13 protein-coding genes are annotated in these 17,704 nt (G+C 60.5%); 9 read left to right on the top strand and 4 right to left on the bottom strand.

The window, feature by feature from the left end:
- Positions 1-26: 26 nt before the first annotated feature.
- A complete protein-coding gene (gene gcvA, locus ACYQ1A_RS06905; RefSeq protein ID WP_499361248.1) occupies positions 27-905 on the top strand; it encodes a transcriptional regulator GcvA in 879 nt (292 codons plus the stop codon).
- Here gcvA and ACYQ1A_RS06900 read toward each other — a convergent pair.
- From ACYQ1A_RS06900 to ACYQ1A_RS06890, 3 genes are read right to left on the bottom strand one after another with little or no spacing between them, the layout of a single operon-like run.
- Positions 902-2,047, bottom strand: coding sequence for an MraY family glycosyltransferase (locus tag ACYQ1A_RS06900; RefSeq protein WP_499361247.1), 1,146 nt, complete (start codon positions 2,045-2,047; stop codon positions 902-904). The genes gcvA and ACYQ1A_RS06900 overlap by 4 nt on opposite strands.
- Complete coding sequence (locus tag ACYQ1A_RS06895) at positions 2,044-3,228, bottom strand: GumC family protein (protein ID WP_499361245.1); 1,185 nt, start codon at positions 3,226-3,228, stop codon at positions 2,044-2,046. The genes ACYQ1A_RS06900 and ACYQ1A_RS06895 overlap by 4 nt, the downstream gene beginning before the upstream one ends.
- Positions 3,225-5,336, bottom strand: coding sequence for an SLBB domain-containing protein (locus ACYQ1A_RS06890; RefSeq protein ID WP_499361243.1), 2,112 nt, complete (start codon positions 5,334-5,336; stop codon positions 3,225-3,227). Before ACYQ1A_RS06890 ends, ACYQ1A_RS06895 begins: the two co-directional genes overlap by 4 nt.
- Before the next feature lie 432 nt (positions 5,337-5,768).
- On the opposite strand from ACYQ1A_RS06890, the gene ACYQ1A_RS06885 reads away from it, so the two are divergent.
- The 8 genes from ACYQ1A_RS06885 (at position 5,769) to ACYQ1A_RS06850 (ending at position 17,348) form a co-directional block, all read left to right on the top strand.
- A complete protein-coding gene (locus ACYQ1A_RS06885) occupies positions 5,769-6,176 on the top strand; it encodes a hypothetical protein (RefSeq protein WP_499361242.1) in 408 nt (135 codons plus the stop codon).
- A 193-nt stretch (positions 6,177-6,369) separates the two neighbouring features.
- Positions 6,370-9,063, top strand: coding sequence for an aconitate hydratase AcnA (gene acnA, locus ACYQ1A_RS06880; protein WP_499361240.1), 2,694 nt, complete (start codon positions 6,370-6,372; stop codon positions 9,061-9,063).
- A gap of 96 nt (positions 9,064-9,159) precedes the next feature.
- The gene (locus ACYQ1A_RS06875) at positions 9,160-10,749 is read left to right on the top strand and encodes a peptide chain release factor 3 (RefSeq protein WP_499361238.1); all 1,590 of its coding nucleotides are present in this window, start codon (positions 9,160-9,162) and stop codon (positions 10,747-10,749) included.
- A 397-nt stretch (positions 10,750-11,146) separates the two neighbouring features.
- The gene (gene pflB / locus ACYQ1A_RS06870) at positions 11,147-13,462 is read left to right on the top strand and encodes a formate C-acetyltransferase (RefSeq protein ID WP_499361236.1); all 2,316 of its coding nucleotides are present in this window, start codon (positions 11,147-11,149) and stop codon (positions 13,460-13,462) included.
- Between the two features lie 106 nt (positions 13,463-13,568).
- On the top strand, positions 13,569-14,360 hold the full coding sequence (pflA, locus tag ACYQ1A_RS06865; RefSeq protein WP_499361234.1) for a pyruvate formate-lyase-activating protein: 792 nt from the start codon (positions 13,569-13,571) through the stop codon (positions 14,358-14,360).
- A 97-nt stretch (positions 14,361-14,457) separates the two neighbouring features.
- Positions 14,458-15,693: a lipoprotein-releasing ABC transporter permease subunit gene (locus ACYQ1A_RS06860; RefSeq protein WP_499361232.1), complete on the top strand. Its 1,236-nt coding sequence runs from the start codon at positions 14,458-14,460 to the stop codon at positions 15,691-15,693.
- Positions 15,686-16,396, top strand: coding sequence for a lipoprotein-releasing ABC transporter ATP-binding protein LolD (gene lolD / locus ACYQ1A_RS06855; RefSeq protein ID WP_062223878.1), 711 nt, complete (start codon positions 15,686-15,688; stop codon positions 16,394-16,396). Before ACYQ1A_RS06860 ends, lolD begins: the two co-directional genes overlap by 8 nt.
- A gap of 40 nt (positions 16,397-16,436) precedes the next feature.
- The gene (locus ACYQ1A_RS06850; protein WP_499361230.1) at positions 16,437-17,348 is read left to right on the top strand and encodes a histone deacetylase family protein; all 912 of its coding nucleotides are present in this window, start codon (positions 16,437-16,439) and stop codon (positions 17,346-17,348) included.
- 10 nt (positions 17,349-17,358) lie between these two features.
- Here the strand turns inward: ACYQ1A_RS06850 and ACYQ1A_RS06845 are convergent, their stop codons facing one another.
- Positions 17,359-17,670 carry a hypothetical protein gene (locus ACYQ1A_RS06845; RefSeq protein WP_062225471.1) on the bottom strand — a complete coding sequence of 104 codons (312 nt, stop codon included), beginning with the start codon at positions 17,668-17,670 and terminating at the stop codon, positions 17,359-17,361.
- Positions 17,671-17,704 lie beyond the last annotated feature (34 nt).

Here is a 17,704-nt window from a genome sequence, read left to right as displayed (position 1 = left end):
CAGACACTGTGAGATATACTCACAGCATGCCGCTTACCCTCCCCCCATTAAACGCGCTGCGCGCATTCGAGTCGGCCGCAAGGCTGGAAAGCTTTTCGGCCGCGGCCGATGAGATGTTCGTCACCCATGGTGCTGTGAGCAAGCAGATCAGACAACTGGAAGACTGGCTCGGCGCGCGCCTGTTTGAGCGTGCCGGTGGCCGCGTTCGTCTGACAGACGCGGGTTGGCGCTACCTGGTGCAGGTGCAGGATGGACTGGATATTATCTCCAACGCCACCGCCGAGCTGTTGCAGCCTGACCAGCAACGCCGCCTGGTGATCAACTCGACGCCGACGCTGGCCATGCATTGGTTGATGCCGCGACTCAAGGATTTTCGCGCGCGCCATCCGGATGTCGAATTGCGTTTAATGACTTCTGATCGGGATATCGGCCGCGTCGAAACGCCGTTTGATGTCGCCATTCGCCGTGGCCCGGCCGATTGGCCGGGTTACGTCGCCAAGCCGTTTCTACAAGAAACCGAACTGCCGCTGTGCAGCCCCCGCTTGCTGGCGCAATTGCCATTGGCGCGCCCCGCCGACCTGGCGGCGCATACCCTGCTCTACGCGGACACCCGTCCCACCGCCTGGCAGCGCTGGCTGACGCTGGCGGGCATGCCTGATCTGAAACCGGCCGCCACCCAGCAATTCGATCATTTTTATCTGACGCTGCAAGCCGCGATGGAAGGGCTCGGGGTGACGCTGGGCCCCCTGCCCATGATGCAGGCCGAAATCGATGCCGGGCGTCTGGTCGCGCCGCTACCCGGGCCGTTGGCCACCGTGCGCGGCTATTGCTGGGTGGTACCGCGCCTGCTGATGGATGAGCCTGCCATAGGCGCGTTTTGTCACTGGCTGGAACAACAGCGTTAGCGCAGATGTTCTTCTGGTGGCGGTAGTGCGCTATCGCTGGGCCGCGCGGGCAACATCAGCCAGCCCGGCCGATGAAAGCGCACGATGGCACGATACAGCCAGACATAAAACAGGCAGAACGCGGCAAACAAAACCCGTAGTACCTCATCAACATCCCAGAACAACATCGCCGGCAAACTGGCGCTGGCCGCCAAGCCCCATAGATAAATTGAAGTGCGCGCATTGCGCTGGGTTTTGATATCGACAGCGTGCGCATGCGCGTGCTGCCGCAGCAAACGCTTGTAGATCAGCATATGCATGTGCGCGCCATCGGGCTGCCCCGGCGACATGCCACGCACAAACTTTTTGCGATAAACCGAGAACAACGTTTCCACTACCGGATAAGCGCACAGCACCAGCGGATACCACACCGAGACGCGTGGATTGCGCGCCAGCAGCAGCACCGCCAGTTCGGCCAGCATAAAGCCGATAAAATAGGCGCCGCCGTCCCCCAGAAAAATCGCGCCGCGCGGAAAATTCCAGTACATAAATCCCAGCACTGCGGCCAGCAAGGCCACGCTGGCATACAACACCAGCGCGTCACCCACCCGCCAGCTGACATAAGCCAGCCCGGCGCAGATCAGGCAAGCCACGCCTGCAGCCAGGCCGTTGTAACCGTCGATGATATTGACCGCATTGGATACACCGGCCACCGCCACCACAGTAACCAGCGCGGCCAGCGCGTTGATCTCCATCAGCGTATCCAGCCGCGTGATGCCCAGCCGCGTTAGTTGCGCATCCAGCAACCAGATGGCCAGCGCCGCCGCCAGCATGATGCCGAGCATGCGCCAGGCCGGTCGCATACGCTTGCACAAGTCTTCGGCCACGCCCACGCCAAACGCAGGCACGCTGGCCAGCAGCAGCAAAGCCAGATCCCCCGCCACGTCCTGGCTGATCCCGCACGCCAGCAGCGTGGCCAGCACCATACCCAGCGCCACGCCCACGCCGCCAATGCGGGGGACCGCGCGCGCGTGGAATTTCTGTTTGCCGTGCATCTGGCAATCCGCACTGAAGGCCTGATGCCAACGTTGCGACGCAATCAATACCCCGGTTGCCAGCAAACTGCCCAGCAATCCAGCGGCTGCTACAAAAATTGCACTCATGAGTTTGCTCCCTTGCGTTTGCGCGCAGGCCACCAGGTCCGCACCAGCGCGGGCCAGCCGCTTTGTTGCATTACGGTGTGGCGCCAGACTGCGGCGATACAGCCGACAAACAAGGCCGCCAGCAAGCCGCCGACCAGCCCGACCAACACCACCAGAAGCCGCCGGGGCGCGGTGGGTGTATCCGGAGGCACCGCCACATCCAGTACCTGCAACGGCGCCACTGCCATCGCCTCATCGATGCGGGCCAGCTTGTATTGCTGCATCAGCGTCTGGTAGATGGTCTCTTGCTGGCTCAGCTCGCGTTGCTGGCCTTCAAAGGCCTGCGCCAGCGCGGGCACGCGGCGACGGGACAACACCACTTGTTCCGGATCGAATTGCGACATCTGCAGCAATTGCTGGCGCAAGCCATTCAGCTCGGCACGTGCGCGCTGCACCAGCGGGTTCTGCTCGGTGCCGGCGCGTTTAAGCCCGGCCAGTTCTACCGATTTGCTGGCCACCTGCGCCCGCAGACTGGCTATGGCCGACAAGGTGGCATCGGCTTGCACGGCGGGGCGTAACAGCCCGGTGCTTTCCTGCAGCTCTCGCATCGCGCTTTCCGCCCCACTCAATTCGGCCCGCGCCTGACGCAGCTGGCTGTCAAAGAACTCGCGCCGATGCGCCGCTTCTTCTTGCGCCAGCAACTGGCTGACCGAACTCAGTTCATCAACGAAGCCATTCGCCATTTGCGCGGCAAAGGTCGGATCTTTATCGGTAAACCAGACCTGGATCAGCCCGTCGTTGGTGGCCTTGATATCGGCCGCGGCCAGCATCAGGCGGATGGCCTGGCTTTCCAGCTTGACCTGATAGTGCTGGCGCAACGCAAAGCGCTGCACCAGCCGTCGCGCTACGGACTGGCTGGTCAGCATGCCCACGTACAGATCGTTCGGATTTTTCAGCCCCATCACCGCATCGGGCATCACCGGATCTTTGTTCATCTGGAATAACAAGGCGCCCGCGCCCGGCCGTGGCTGCGGCGGCATGATGGCGGCGCGGGCCTGATAGCGGTCAGCGGCAAAGATCGCATACACCAGCGCCAGCGCACTGATCAGGCCAAAGGTCAGCCCCATCAAGCGTTTGTGTTCGCCCATGCGCGTCAGCAGCTGCAGCAGGTCGATTTCGCCGTTTTCGTGGACCGCGCTCATTCGCCCAACACCTTGATCGCGACCGCGCCCAGCGCAAAATTGGACAAGATGCGCGTCCAGTCCAGCACCAGCCGTGTGGTGCCCGGCTGGACCAGTCGGGTGGGCACGATCAGGGTGTCGCCGGGCAGCGCCGCCAGGGCGCCCAGCTTGCCCGGCCAGCGCCGTTGCGCCGCGCTGACTACGCTGCCGTCGGCGCGCACTACATACATCTGGCCGTGGTCAGCCTGCTCGGTGGCACCGCCGGCCAGTGCCAGGTAATCGCCAATCTGCTTGCCCTGATCGAAGGCGAACGCGCCGTGGCGGTTATACACCTCGCCCACGACGGCCACCGTCGACGGCAGCGGCGGCACGTAAAAGCGATCGCCATCTTCCAGCGGCAGGGCCGGCAAGGCTTGCAAGGCGCTGGCATCGGCGGCAACGCCTAACACAATGCGGCCGGTGGCCTTTTGCGTTGCCAGGCGCCGCAACATTTGTTCGTTGGCTTGCTGTTGCACGCGGGCTTCGGCTGCCGTGTTGCTATCCGCACTGGCGGCGGCGGTTTGTTCGGCCGACTGGCGCTGGTTTTGCATATTCAGCTCATCCAGCATGCGATCAAGTTCGCGTTGTTGCTGTTGCTGGATGCTGGGACGGGTGAATTCGGCGGCATACAACCAGCCGCGCTGGCTCAGGCCGCCAATACGCGCGACCAGATCGCGTAGCGTTTCGCCCGGCCGCACTTCATAGATACCCGGCACGGCGACTTCGCCTTCCAGCCGCACATAGCGTGATTTGTCATCGCTGCGGGCCTCGATATCGGCGCGCGAAAACACATGCACGATATCGTCCGGCTGTAGCGCCAGATCGGCCGCGGGCACATGGTCGATGGCCTGTGCCAGATCAAAAGGCAGCAGCTTGCGGCTTAAGGTTTGCGGATCAAGCCGTTCGATGGTGGCGTAATGCCAGTTGATCTCATCCACTGCCGCCGTCAGATTGCGGCGCAAGGTGCTGGCCTCGGCGTTGGCCGTGCGGGCCGGTGGATCACGCCGCAGCCAGAAGGCGGGGTCGAGCAACATGTCGCGATTGGTGATCAGATCGCTCACGTGCATGCCCGGCACCCACGCCCGGCGCACCGGCTGCGCCACATTGCCGCGCAACGCCACGGATTGCCCCACCTGGCCGGACAAATGATAAAACCGCACGATATCGCCCGGCTTGAGCGGATAGCTCGCCAGTCCGGCCAGGGGCACGCTCTCGAGTACACGCTTTTGCTGCGCCTCGATGCGTTCCACCGACACCGGCCGGTCCAGCACTTCGGTGGCGGCGCCACCGGTCATGTCCAGCAACTGCTGCAGCGTTTCTTGCGGCAAGGCTTCGTAGATACCCGGCTGGCGTACCGCCCCCAGTAGCGCCACTTGCGCACCCGCGGCCGGCACATGAATCACATCGCCCGCTTGCAGCATCACATCGCCGCGCTTGTCGCCGCGCAACAGCAATTCATACAGATCAAGCGTGCGTACCACCACGCCGCCGCGCTTGAGTTGCACCTGGCGCAGACTGCCATTGGCGCTGGGGCCGCCGGCGGCATACAGGGCATTCACGATGGTGGACAGTGAACTGACGCTCACGCTGCCCGGATGGCGCACAAAACCCACCACAAACACCTGCTGTTGTTTCAGTTGGCCCATGCTGACGGCCAGATCGAAATCATGAAACACCTTGCCGATTGCCGCATCCAGATGGCGCTTGAGCGATCCAAACGGCACGCCCACCACATGGATGGCGCCCACGCGTGGGATAAACACGGCGCCGGTGCGATCGACGGTGAGCGCCAGGTCCGCTTCCAACTGGCCCCAGATACGCACATTAAAGGTGTCGTTCACGCCCAGCAGATAATCGGCGGGCACGGCCACGGCGTCTGCGGTAAAGCCGTTTTGTGCCCCGGCATTGAACAGATCGAGACCATAAACCGGCAGGTATTGATCCACGGTCTGGCACAGATAGCGCTGCAATGTCAGTTCGGGGTGATTGCAATCGCCGGGGGTGGCGGGCCTGGGCGCGACCGGCGCCACTGCGGGCGGCAAGCGCGCTGGGGGTGCGGCGGCGGTGGGGCTACTGGCGGCAACGGGCATCAGACAATCCACCTCGCCGGGCGCACACATGGCATGGGCAGGCGGTGGCGTGAGCAATACCCAGGCGCCAAGGACGAACAAAGCCGCCACCCGGATCAAGCAATAAATCATTAATTTTTTTAAATGCACAACGCGGGACCTTGCGAATTAATATCCAGCCGCCCGGAAATCCGGACAGCCATCAAAGCAGGCCGCCACTTTAAATTGGCCAGACTCAACGTCAAAAGCAACTATTGCCTGCAATGCCGCATTCTTTAAGAATTTTCGCATCCTAATTAACCGGGCAATCGGCAATAGAATGCATGCCCAATTGATATAAGCAAAACGTGTATCCCGCATGTCTGCCCCGCGCTTTGCGCAGGGCCGGCACCGCCCTGCACGCCTTAACGAGCCCTTATGCCCTACAGCAAGTCTCATCGCACCTTGTTTAAATTGCACCTCGCCGCCGTTACCGGCTTAGTGGCCGCGCTGATTCCCACGCATAGCCCGGATTTTTTCCGAATTATCTTGCCGCCTTTATGCCTGATTTTGTTATTGATTGCAGACGGCACTCGGCTATTTCTGAAAAGGCTGTTTAATCATACGGCCGCGCAATTCTGGCAAATTGCCGCGCGCATCAGTCTTTGCCTGGGTTTATGGTGGATATTCTGGCTGCTATTGCGCGCGCTTTATCAAACTGCAATTGCGCATACGCTGGAATTAAAATTAGCCAATACGCTTTATGTTTCCATCTGGGCCAGTTACGGCCTGACTTGTGCGGCGGCAACCCTGCTGGGTCTGAGTTATGCGCCGGGTGCCCGTGCCGCGTGGCAACGCTTGCAGCCATGGCGTAAACGCTAGCTCGCGCCGCGCACCACACCTGGCGGCCCGCATGCGCCCAGCCATCCGGCTACGGCGCATGTAGGCCAAAGCTGGCTTTCGGACTACGCAACGCAGTTCTATCCTTAGCGGCAACACGCCTCGCCCTCGCACGCGGGCGCCTGTATTGCATTCACGCACCGGATAACGCGAAGCACCCATAAGGAAGCCCGCCATGCCTCACGCTCTGCACGACACGCTCAAGACCCTGCCCGACCCCCACGCCCATTTGCAGTACTACAGCCTGCCTGCGCTGGAAACCGCGGGCATCGGCCCGATCAGCCGCTTGCCGGTGTCGATCCGCCTGGTGCTGGAATCGGTGCTGCGCAATTGCGACGGCAAAAAGGTCACCGAAGAACATGTGCGGCAGTTGGCAAACTGGAAGCCCACGGGCCATCGCGTTGATGAGATCCCGTTTGTGGTGGCGCGGGTGGTGCTGCAGGACTTTACCGGCGTGCCTTTGCTGGCTGATCTGGCCGCCATGCGCAATGTGGCGGACAAGCTGGGCAAGAACCCCAAACTGATCGAACCACTGGTGCCGGTGGACCTGGTGGTGGATCACTCGGTACAAGTGGATTACTACGGCACACCGGATGCGCTGCGCAAGAATATGGAAATGGAATTCCAGCGCAACAGCGAGCGCTACCAGTTCATGAAATGGGGCATGCAGGCCTTCGACACCTTCAAGGTGGTGCCGCCGGGCGTGGGCATCGTGCACCAGGTGAATCTGGAATATCTGTTCCGTGGCGTGCAAGTGCGCGACGGCATTGCCTTTCCCGATACGCTGGTTGGCACCGACAGCCATACCACCATGATCAACGCCGTGGGTGTCGTCGGCTGGGGCGTGGGTGGCATCGAAGCTGAGGCAGGCATGTTGGGCCAGCCGGTCTATTTTTTGACGCCTGATGTGATCGGGGTCGAGTTATCCGGCCACCTGCGTGAGGGCGTCACCGCAACGGATCTGGTGCTGGCCGTCACCGAATTGCTGCGCCATGAAAAAGTCGTCGGCAAGTTCGTCGAATTTTTTGGCCCGGGCACGGCCAGTCTGACTGTCACCGACCGCGCCACCATCGCCAATATGGCCCCCGAATACGGCGCGACCATGGGTTTCTTTCCGGTCGACGACAAGACAATCGCCTATCTGCAGGGCACGGGTCGCACCGAAGTCGAGATCGCGCAATTTGAGGCCTATTTCAAAGCCCAAAATCTGTTTGGCATTCCCCAGCCGGGGGAGATCGATTACACCCGCGTGGTCAAGCTGGACCTGGATGGCATCGTTCCCAGTCTGGCGGGCCCGAAGCGACCGCAAGACCGCATCGCGCTGACCGCCATGAAGACCAGCTTTAACAGCTTGTTTGCCGCCCCGGTCACCGCCAACGGTTTCAACAAGAAATCCGCACAACTGGCCGAGCGCTATCCCACCGCCAAGCCCGGCATTGATATTGGCAACGGCGACGTATTGATCGCGGCCATTACCAGTTGCACCAATACCTCCAACCCCGGCGTAATGCTGGCGGCAGGTCTATTGGCAAAGAAGGCGGTCGAGAAAGGCCTGAGCGTTAAACCGCATATCAAAACCAGTCTGGCGCCCGGATCACGCGTGGTGACGGAGTATCTGACCCGTACCGGGCTGCTGGAACCGCTGGCGCAACTGGGCTTCGCGCTAGCTGGCTATGGCTGTACCACCTGTATCGGCAATGCGGGCGATCTGGCGCCCGAGTTCAACGAGACCATCCAGTTGCATGATGTGGTGGCCGCCGCCGTGTTGTCGGGCAACCGCAACTTTGAAGCACGCATCCACCCGAACATCCGCGCCAATTTTCTGGCCAGCCCGCCGCTGGTGGTGGCGTTTGCTATTGCCGGGCGCGCCAATGTCGATTTGACCACCGAGCCGCTGGGCATCGGCACCGATGGCCAGCCCGTGTATTTACGCGATGTGTGGCCGAGCAGTGACGAAGTGGCCGAATTGCTCAGGTTTGCGCTCGACCCCGAGGTATTCCGCACGCTCTACAGCGATCTGACCAAAGACCTGGATTTGTGGAACAACATCCCCGCACCGCAAGGTCAGGTGTACAGCTGGCCGGAATCAACCTATATCGCCCGCCCGCCGTTCTTTGACCAGTTCAGCCCCACGCCGGGCAGCATCGGCGATATCAAAGGCGCCCGCGCGCTGCTGGTGCTGGGTGACTCGGTCACCACCGACCACATCAGCCCGGCTGGATCGTTCGGCGAGAAAACGCCCGCTGGCCAGTATCTGATCGCCCATGGGGTGGCGCGGCCCGACTTTAATAGCTACGGCTCGCGCCGTGGCAATCACGATGTGATGATCCGCGGCACCTTTGCCAATGTGCGGGTCAAGAATCTGATGCTGCCGGCCAAGGCTGACGGCGGGCGCGTTGAAGGTGGCTTTACCTTGCTGGATAACACGCTCTCCACCGTCTACGACGCCGCGCAGGCGTATATGGAACGCGGCACGCCCACCATCGTGTTTGCGGGCGAGGAATACGGCACCGGCTCCAGCCGCGACTGGGCGGCCAAAGGCACCTTGTTGCTGGGCATCAAAGCCGTGGTGGCCAAGAGCTTTGAGCGCATCCACCGCAGCAATCTGGTCGGCATGGGCGTATTGCCGTTGCAGTTCAAAGGCAATGACAGCGTGCAATCGCTGGGCATTACCGGCAATGAGCTGTTTGCCGTGCTGGGCGTGGATGAACATCTTAAGCCGCAGCAAGACCTGACCTTGGTGATCTGCCATCCCGACGGGCAAAAGCAGCATATTCCGGTGCTGTGCCGCATTGATACGCCGATCGAGGTGGATTACTACAAGCACGGCGGCATCCTGCCGTATGTATTGCGCGACCTGCTGCACTAAGGCGGCAAATGCCTGGGGACAACGCGTGGCGCGGCGGTCACACGCCCGCCCGCGTTTACGCGTACAATTACGCGTTTTTTTCCAGCCGGATCGATCATGCCCGACCTTATCCGCGAAGTGGGCCGCCGCCGCACGTTCGCCATCATTTCGCACCCTGATGCGGGTAAAACCACGCTGACTGAAAAGCTGCTGCTGTTTTCGGGCGCGATTCAGCTCGCCGGTACCGTCAAAGGCAAAAAGGGCGGCAAGTTTGCCACTTCCGACTGGATGGATATCGAAAAGCAACGCGGCATTTCGGTGGCTTCATCCGTGATGCAGTTTGATTACCGCGATCACGTGGTCAATCTGCTCGACACCCCGGGCCACCAGGACTTCTCGGAAGATACCTACCGCGTGCTGACCGCCGTCGATTCGGCACTGATGGTGATTGACGCCGCCAAGGGTGTGGAAGAACAAACCATCAAGCTGCTGAATGTCTGCCGCTTGCGCCACACCCCCATCGTCACGTTCATGAACAAATACGACCGGGAAGTGCGCGACAACCTTGAACTGCTGGACGAAGTCGAGTCGGTACTCAAGATCAATTGCGCGCCGGTGACCTGGCCTATCGGCATGGGCAAGACGTTCCGCGGGGTGTACCACATCCTGAACGACCAGATTTTGCTGTTCAAATCGGGCGAAGGCCGCAACGACGTCACCGAGATCATCGAAGGCCTGAACAATCCACGGCTGGATGAGTTGTTTCCGCTGGAAATTGAACAAACCCGGATGGAACTGGAGCTGGTGCGCGGCGCCTCGCATCCGTTTGATCTGGAGCAGTTTCTTGCTGGCTCGCTGACGCCGGTGTTCTTTGGCTCGGCCATTAACAACTTTGGCGTGCGTGAAATTCTGAACGCCCTGGTCGATTGGGCGCCGGCCCCGGCCGAGCGCGACGCAACGGCACGCGCAGTGGCACCAACCGAAGAGAAATTCTCGGCCTTTGTCTTCAAGATCCAGGCCAATATGGACCCGAAACACCGCGACCGCATTGCCTTCTTGCGCGTCTGTTCCGGCCAGTTTGAGCGCGGCATGAAGTTCAAGCATCTGCGCCTGGGCCGCGATATTGCAGCCAACTCGGTGGTCACGTTTATGGCGCAAGGGCGGGAGCAGGTTGAAGAAGCTTACGCCGGCGACATCATCGGCTTGCCTAACCACGGCAATATCCAGATTGGCGATTCGTTCTCGGAAGGCGAAGTACTGGCCTTTACCGGCATTCCTTACTTTGCCCCGGAAATGTTCCGCATCGTGCGCATTCGCAATCCGCTCAAGATCAAGCAATTGCAAAAAGGCTTGCAGCAGCTGGGTGAAGAAGGTGCGGTGCAGGTATTCAAACCGTTGAACGGTTCCGATCTGATCCTGGGCGCGGTTGGCGTGCTGCAGTTTGAAGTGGTGGCCAGCCGCCTGGCTAATGAGTATGGCGTTGATGCTATGTTTGAGCCGATCACCATCTACACCGCACGCTGGGTGACTTGCCCGGACAGCAAAAAGCTGCAGGAATTTGAACGGGCGCTTGAAAACAACCTGGCGCGCGACGCGGCCAACAGCCTGGCTTATCTGGCAACCAGCCGGGTTAATCTGGACCTAACGCGCGAGCGTTGGCCCGACATCGTGTTCCACGCCACGCGTGAACATGCGGTGACACTGTAAAAAAGATGAAAATCGGGCGTAATCGCCTGCAAGCGCGCTACAAAAAGCACCGGTTATCCGGTGCTTTTTTTATTTACCCCCGCCCTGCAAGAGGTTTTCTATGCTGAGGCAGTCTGGCCGCCAGGCCGCGCTGCCGTTGATTGCGCGCGTAACCGTGGTGGGAAACCCGTTGGGGTGTCGGAAAACGGCCCAAATACGCCAATGTCATACCTTGATTCATATCAAGTAATTACCGCAAACCTTCTCACAAAATGGCGTAGATATTAGCGAGAAATTGCAGCCGGGCCGGTGCTATTCTGCCCGCAGACAAGAATCGCGCAAGCCCTTGTAAGCAGCATGATCCAAGGGCCCCGCACCCACGGTTTGTCCATAAGACAGTCACCCAGGAGCACGAAACATGAACGCACCGGAACTCAATCTGCAACAGGACGCCTGGCGAGGCTTTACCGCCGGCGACTGGCAAAAGCAGGTCGCCACCCGCGACTTTATCCAGTTGAACTACACACCGTATGCCGGTGACGATCAGTTTCTGGCTGGCCCGACCGCCCGCACCACGCAACTGTGGGAAGAACTGTCTGTACTGCTGAAAGAAGAACGCAAACGCGGCGTGCTCGAAGTCTCGGCCCAGGTCGGCTCATCGATCACCGCCCACGCTCCGGGCTATATCAATAAAGACCTGGAAACCATCGTCGGCCTGCAAACCGACGCCCCGCTGCGTCGCGCCATCATGCCTAACGGTGGTTTGCGCATGGTGCAGAACTCGCTGGCGGCCTATCACTTTGAAGAATCGCCGCTGATTGCCGAAATCTTCACCAAGTATCGCAAAGATCACAACATGGGCGTGTTCGACGCCTATACCCCGGAAATCATGGCCTGCCGTCGCTCGGGCGTGATTACCGGCCTGCCGGATGCCTACGGCCGCGGTCGTATCATTGGCGACTACCGTCGCGTCGCGCTGTATGGCGTGGATTTCCTGATCCAGGACAAAAAACGCGAGAAGGCCGAGCTCGACGACGTACCGTTCACCGAAGACGTGATCCGTCTGCGCGAAGAGCTGTCCGAACAAATCAAGGCGCTGGCTGAACTCAAGACCATGGGCCAGTCTTACGGCTTTGACCTGGCCCGCCCGGCGGTCAATGCGCAAGAAGCCATCCAGTGGCTGTACTTCGGCTATCTGGCTGCCGTTAAAGAACAAAACGGCGCGGCCATGTCGATCGGCCGGATCTCTACCTTCCTCGACATCTATATCGAACGTGATATTCAGGAAGGCCGCCTGAACGAAGAACAAGCGCAAGAAATGATCGACCATATGGTCATGAAATTGCGCATCGTGCGTTTCCTGCGCACGCCGGAATATGACGAGCTGTTCTCCGGCGATCCGACCTGGGTGACTGAATCGATTGGTGGCGTTGGCATGGACGGCCGTCCGCTGGTTACGCGCACCAGTTTCCGCGTATTGCATACCCTGTATAACCTGGGCCCGGCGCCGGAACCCAACCTGACCGTGTTGTGGTCGACCAGCTTTCCGCAAGGCTTCAAGGAATTCTGCTCCAAGGTCTCGATCGACACTTCGGCCATCCAGTACGAAAACGATGACCTGATGCGGCCAAAATGGGGCGATGACTACGCCATTGCCTGCTGCGTCTCGGCCATGGCCGTCGGCAAGCAAATGCAGTTTTTCGGTGCCCGGGTAAACGTCGCCAAGGCGCTGCTGTACGCAATCAACGGCGGCGTGGATGAAAAGACCGGTAAGGTGGTGGCCAAAGGCTTTGAGCCGATCAAGGCCGACGTACTCGACTATGCCGAAGTCACAGCCAAATACGACAAGATGCTGGACTGGCTGGCCAAAACCTACGTGACCGCGCTGAACTGCATCCATTACATGCACGACAAATACGCCTACGAAAGGATCGAGATGGCGCTGCATGATCGCGACATCCTGCGCACCATGGCTTGCGGCATTGCCGGTTTGTCGGTGGCAGCGGATTCCCTGTCGGCCATCAAGCACGCCAAAGTGCATGTGATCCGTAACGAAGCCGGTCTGGCTGTCGATTACAAGATCGAAGGCAGCTATCCCGCTTATGGCAATAACGATGATCGCGTCGATACCATTGCCGTCGCCATCACCGAACAGATGATGGGCAAGATCAAGGCGCAACCGGCCTTCTATCGCAATGCCACACCTACTCAGTCGGTGCTGACGATTACGTCTAACGTGGTGTACGGCAAGAAGACCGGCAATACGCCGGACGGCCGCCGCGCTGGCGCTCCGTTCTCGCCGGGTGCCAACCCCATGAACGGTCGCGACGAAAACGGCTTTATCGCTGCCGGCTTCTCGGTTTCGAAGATTCCGTACGATGCGGCACTGGACGGGATTTCGTGGACCGCTTCGATGACGCCGGACGCGCTCGGCCACAACGAGCAAGACCGGGTGCGTACCCTGGCGGCTTCGATCGATGGCCTGTTCGGGCCGCATGGTGAAGGTGGCGGCTCTGCCTGCGATGCCACTTCCGCAGTCAAAGCGCAGATTGATCAGTTGTTCCATCTGAACATGAACGTGCTGAACCGCGACACGCTGCAAGACGCCATGGAACATCCGGAAAACTATCCGCAATTGACGGTGCGGGTCTCGGGTTATGCGGTCAACTTTGTCAAACTGACCCGCGAGCAGCAACTCGATGTAATCAGCCGGACATTCCACGAACGCTGCTAAATCGTTAGTCTGATCCGTAGTGCCGGCCGGGGTGGCGTGCAAGCGTCACCCCGGTCTTTGCTTGTAACCCGGACCGCATTGCGGTCGCTGCCTTGCCGGAGCCCACATGAATGTCATTGAACTGAAAAAGGTTGGAGAAATTGCGCCGCCGCTGTTCAACGAGCAAGGCCTGCCCTGTGGTTACGTGCATTCGATTGAAACCGGCGCCGCAGTCGACGGCCCCGGCATGCGCTTTGCGCTGTTTGTGAGTGGCTGCCAGTTCCGCTGTCTGTACTGCCACAATCCGGACACCTGGAAACTGCACAACGGCAAGCTGTACACCGTCGATGACATCGTGGCCGAGATCGGCAAATACGCCAGCTTTTTGCGCGTCGCCGGCGGACTGACCATTTCCGGCGGCGAGCCGATGATGCAAGCGCATTTCACCGGCGAAATCTTCCGCCGTGCCAAACATGATTTGCGCCTGCATACCGCGCTGGATACTCAGGGTTTTTTGTCGGGCAATCTGGATGATGCCTGGTTTGAGCCCATCGATCTGGTGCTACTCGATATCAAGGAATTCAACTCGGCACGCCACGAACGCCTGACCGGCAAACCTGTGGAGCCCACGCTGGCGTTTGCCGAACGCCTGGTGCGGCTAAAGAAAAAAGTGTGGCTGCGGTATGTGTTGCTGCCGGGTTTCAGTGATTTCGCCGAGGACGTGGACGACCTCGCGCGCTTTGCCGCCAGCCTCGGCAATGTGGAACGGGTAGAAGTGCTGCCTTTTCACAAGCTGGGCGAACACAAATGGGCTGACCTCGGCCTGACCTACGAACTTACTGATGTTCAGCCCCCGTCCCGCGACTTGATCAAGCGCGTGCAAGCGCAATTCCGCGCGCATGGGCTGACCACATACTGATCCGACGCCCCTGCCCGCAGCACGCGCGAATGGCCGTGCTGCAGCGGCCCGCGCGCATTTGCGATACACTCGGGCGGCTTATTTATTGATGAAGCCCATGTACGAATTCCTGATCGGCTTGCGCTACACCCGCGCCAAGCGCCGCAATAGTTTTATCTCGTTTATCTCCCTCGTTTCCATCCTCGGCATTGCCTTGGGTGTGGCCGCATTAATCATCGTGCTGTCGGTCATGAATGGCTTTCAGAGCGAGGTGCGCGACCGCATTCTGGCGATGGCGGCGCATGTGCAGATCAGCGGCCCGGAAAACCATCTGGCCAACTGGCAAGCCACCGCCACCCAGGCCAAATCGGCGCCGCACGTGGTCGCCACCGCGCCCTACGTTGTCGGTCAGGGTTTGATGACCAGCGGTGGCCAGGTCAAAGGCGCGCTAGTGCGTGGTATTGATCCGGCGCAGGAGCCTGGCGTTAGCCCCACCCTTGGCAATGTGTTTGGCGGCAAGCTAACCAATCTGGTGCCGGGCGGCTTTGGCATCGTGCTGGGCTGGCAACTGGCGGCGGATCTGGGCGTACACCCAGGCGACAAGGTCACACTGATCACGCCGGATGGCCAGGTTACCCCGGCCGGGCTGATCCCGCGCTTTCGCCAGTTCACCGTGGTCGGTTTGTTCCGCGCTGATTACTACCCCTATGACGCGGGCGTGGCGCTGATTCATATTGGCGATGCGCAAAAGCTGTTCCGCATGGGAGACGATATTTCGGGCGTGCGTTTGCGGCTGGATGATCCGCTGCTGGCCCGCGATGTAGCGATGGGATTGAGCAACGCCATGCCGAACAATCTGGTCAGCGACTGGAGCATGGAAAACCCGACGTATTTCCGCGCGGTCGAGATCGAAAAACGCATGATGTTTTTGATTCTGACCTTGATCGTGGCCGTCGCCGCCTTTAACCTGGTCTCCACGCTGGTGATGGTGGTGACCGACAAGCAAGCCGATATCGCCATCCTGCGCACGCTGGGCGCCTCGCCTGGCTCGATCATGAAGATCTTTATGGTGCAAGGCGCGGTATCCGGCTTTGTTGGAACAGCCACCGGCGTCATCGGCGGCGTGCTGGTTGCGCTCAATATAGGCACCATCCTGCCGTTCTTTGAGCGCCTGTTTAATACCCGCATTCTGTCCGCCGACGTGTATCTGATTACCGAACTGCCGTCGCGGGTGGAATGGACCGACGTCAGCAGCATTGCGCTGATCTCCTTGCTGCTGGCCCTGCTGGCGACGATTTATCCGAGCTGGCGTGCCTCGCGCGTCAACCCCGCTCAGGCTTTGCGCTATGAATAACCCTCAAAATCCACTGGTCATCGAAGCCGTTGGCGTCGGCAAAACCTATCAAAGCGGCAAGCTGGAAACCCCGGTGTTGCAGGCGGTTGATTTCCGCCTGGCCAAAGGCGAAACCGTCGCCATTGTGGGCGCGTCCGGCTCGGGCAAGTCCACTTTGCTGCATTTACTGGGCGCGCTGGACAGCCTGGATAACGGCAGCTTGCGCATCCTCGGGCAAGACCCGCAGAAATTGTCGGAGGCGGAGCGCGGCACGCTGCGCAATCAGCATCTAGGCTTTGTTTATCAGTTTCATCATTTGCTGCCCGAATTTACCGCCGCTGAAAACGTCGCCATGCCCTTGTTGATCCGTCGCATGCCCAAAGAGCAAGCGCTGGCACAAGCCCGGGCGATGCTGGCGCGCGTGGGTCTAGGCCATCGCGACCATCACAAGCCGGGCGAGTTGTCCGGCGGTGAGCGCCAACGCGCCGCCATTGCACGGGCGCTGGTAACCAATCCGGCCTGCGTATTGGCCGACGAGCCCACCGGCAACCTCGACCGCACCACGGCCGGTAATGTGTTTGGCTTGATGCTGGAACTGAACCGCGAGCTGGGCACCAGCTTTGTCATCGTGACGCACGATACCGATCTGGCGCAGCGTTGCCAGCGGCAGTTGCAACTGGCGGATGGGCAATTGACTCCGCTGGCGGCAATCCCCGCCTTGTAGGCCACGCTGTCACGCAAGGTCGGTCCAGGTGGAGGCAGGCATGAAGATCTACCGCACCGATCAATACCCCTTGTGGTTGCCGCCGGGACATCGCTTTCCGGCGCGCAAGTACAAGCTGCTGCATGACGCCGTCAGTGCCTTTGCCGCGCATTTGTTTGAAGACGCGCCGCTGGCCAGCGATGCCGAGCTGGCGCACGCGCATACGGCCGCCTACATCAATGCGGTTAGCCAGGGCACGCTCAGCAAAGCCGAGCAGCAGCAAATCGGTCTGCCCTGGTCACCCGAGTTGCCACAACGGTCGCGCGGCTCGGTGGGGGCGACGCTGGCAGCCTGTCGCAGCGCCCTGGTCAGCGGCTGCGGCGCCAGCCTGGCGGGCGGCACCCACCACGCTTATGCCGATCATGGCAGCGGCTTCTGTGTATTCAATGACAGCGCGGTCGCGCTCAAGGTCTTGCTGGCTGAAGGTGTGGTGCGGCGCGCCATGGTAATCGACCTTGACGTCCACCAAGGCAACGGCACCGCCCACCTGCTGGCCGACCAGCCCTGCCTGTTTACGCTATCGATCCACGGCGCACATAACTTTCCGTTCAGCAAAGAACACAGCGATCTGGATATCGAACTGGAAGACGGCTGCCAGGACGAGCATTACCTCGACATCCTCGAGAGCACGTTGCCGGGCTTGCTCGGCGCGCACCATCCCGATCTGGTGATTTATCTGGCGGGTGCCGATGCTTATGCTGGTGACCGGCTGGGCCGCCTGGGGCTGACCAAGGCGGGGATGGCGCAACGCGATCATCTGGTGATGGACTGGTGCGATCGTTTTGGTGTGCCGATGGCCATCACTATGGGCGGCGGCTACGCCACCCCCATCGAAGATACGGTCGACATCCACACCGCTACGCTGGCCGAAGCGGTGCGCCGTTATGGCCACGCGCACCGGCTTGGCGACTGATCCGCCCCGGTCAGCCGGCAAACCAGACGTAAATGCGCTGCGACCAGCTCAGACTGCGCCACCACGCTTCGCCGCGTTGCAGCACTTCATGGCCTTTGTCGGACAAATGCCAGGCCCGCATGCCATTGGGCCAATCGCGCGGGCTGACCCAGCCGTAATGCTTGAAGAAACGCAGCCAGAGCGCGGCTTCGGCGCCGTAGCCATCGAGATAAGTCATCATCGACAAAGGCCCGGCCTCCAGCAGCGGGTGGCCCGCTTGCATGCGGCGCATGACGCCCAGCGCACGGCGCGGACGGGGAATATCGAGAACTACGTTGCTCATACCGAGCCTTTCCAGACAGTCTATGTTGCAGAGC

The organism is Silvimonas sp. JCM 19000, assembly GCF_054652575.1.
Note: the sequence above shows the minus strand (reverse complement) of the source record. Positions and strands in the feature narration are given on the sequence as shown.

Bases quoted from the DNA above. Each gene is read 5' to 3' on its own strand.
- gcvA (WP_499361248.1), top strand. From the start codon at position 27: ATGCCGCTTACCCTCCCCCCATTAAACGCGCTGCGCGCATTCGAGTCG.
- ACYQ1A_RS06900 (WP_499361247.1), bottom strand. From the start codon at position 2,047: ATGAGTGCAATTTTTGTAGCAGCCGCTGGATTGCTGGGCAGTTTGCTG.
- ACYQ1A_RS06895 (WP_499361245.1), bottom strand. From the start codon at position 3,228: ATGAGCGCGGTCCACGAAAACGGCGAAATCGACCTGCTGCAGCTGCTG.
- ACYQ1A_RS06890 (WP_499361243.1), bottom strand. From the start codon at position 5,336: ATGCCCGTTGCCGCCAGTAGCCCCACCGCCGCCGCACCCCCAGCGCGC.
- acnA (WP_499361240.1), top strand. From the start codon at position 6,370: ATGCCTCACGCTCTGCACGACACGCTCAAGACCCTGCCCGACCCCCAC.
- ACYQ1A_RS06875 (WP_499361238.1), top strand. From the start codon at position 9,160: ATGCCCGACCTTATCCGCGAAGTGGGCCGCCGCCGCACGTTCGCCATC.
- pflB (WP_499361236.1), top strand. From the start codon at position 11,147: ATGAACGCACCGGAACTCAATCTGCAACAGGACGCCTGGCGAGGCTTT.
- pflA (WP_499361234.1), top strand. From the start codon at position 13,569: ATGAATGTCATTGAACTGAAAAAGGTTGGAGAAATTGCGCCGCCGCTG.
- ACYQ1A_RS06860 (WP_499361232.1), top strand. From the start codon at position 14,458: ATGTACGAATTCCTGATCGGCTTGCGCTACACCCGCGCCAAGCGCCGC.
- lolD (WP_062223878.1), top strand. From the start codon at position 15,686: ATGAATAACCCTCAAAATCCACTGGTCATCGAAGCCGTTGGCGTCGGC.
- ACYQ1A_RS06850 (WP_499361230.1), top strand. From the start codon at position 16,437: ATGAAGATCTACCGCACCGATCAATACCCCTTGTGGTTGCCGCCGGGA.
- ACYQ1A_RS06845 (WP_062225471.1), bottom strand. From the start codon at position 17,670: ATGAGCAACGTAGTTCTCGATATTCCCCGTCCGCGCCGTGCGCTGGGC.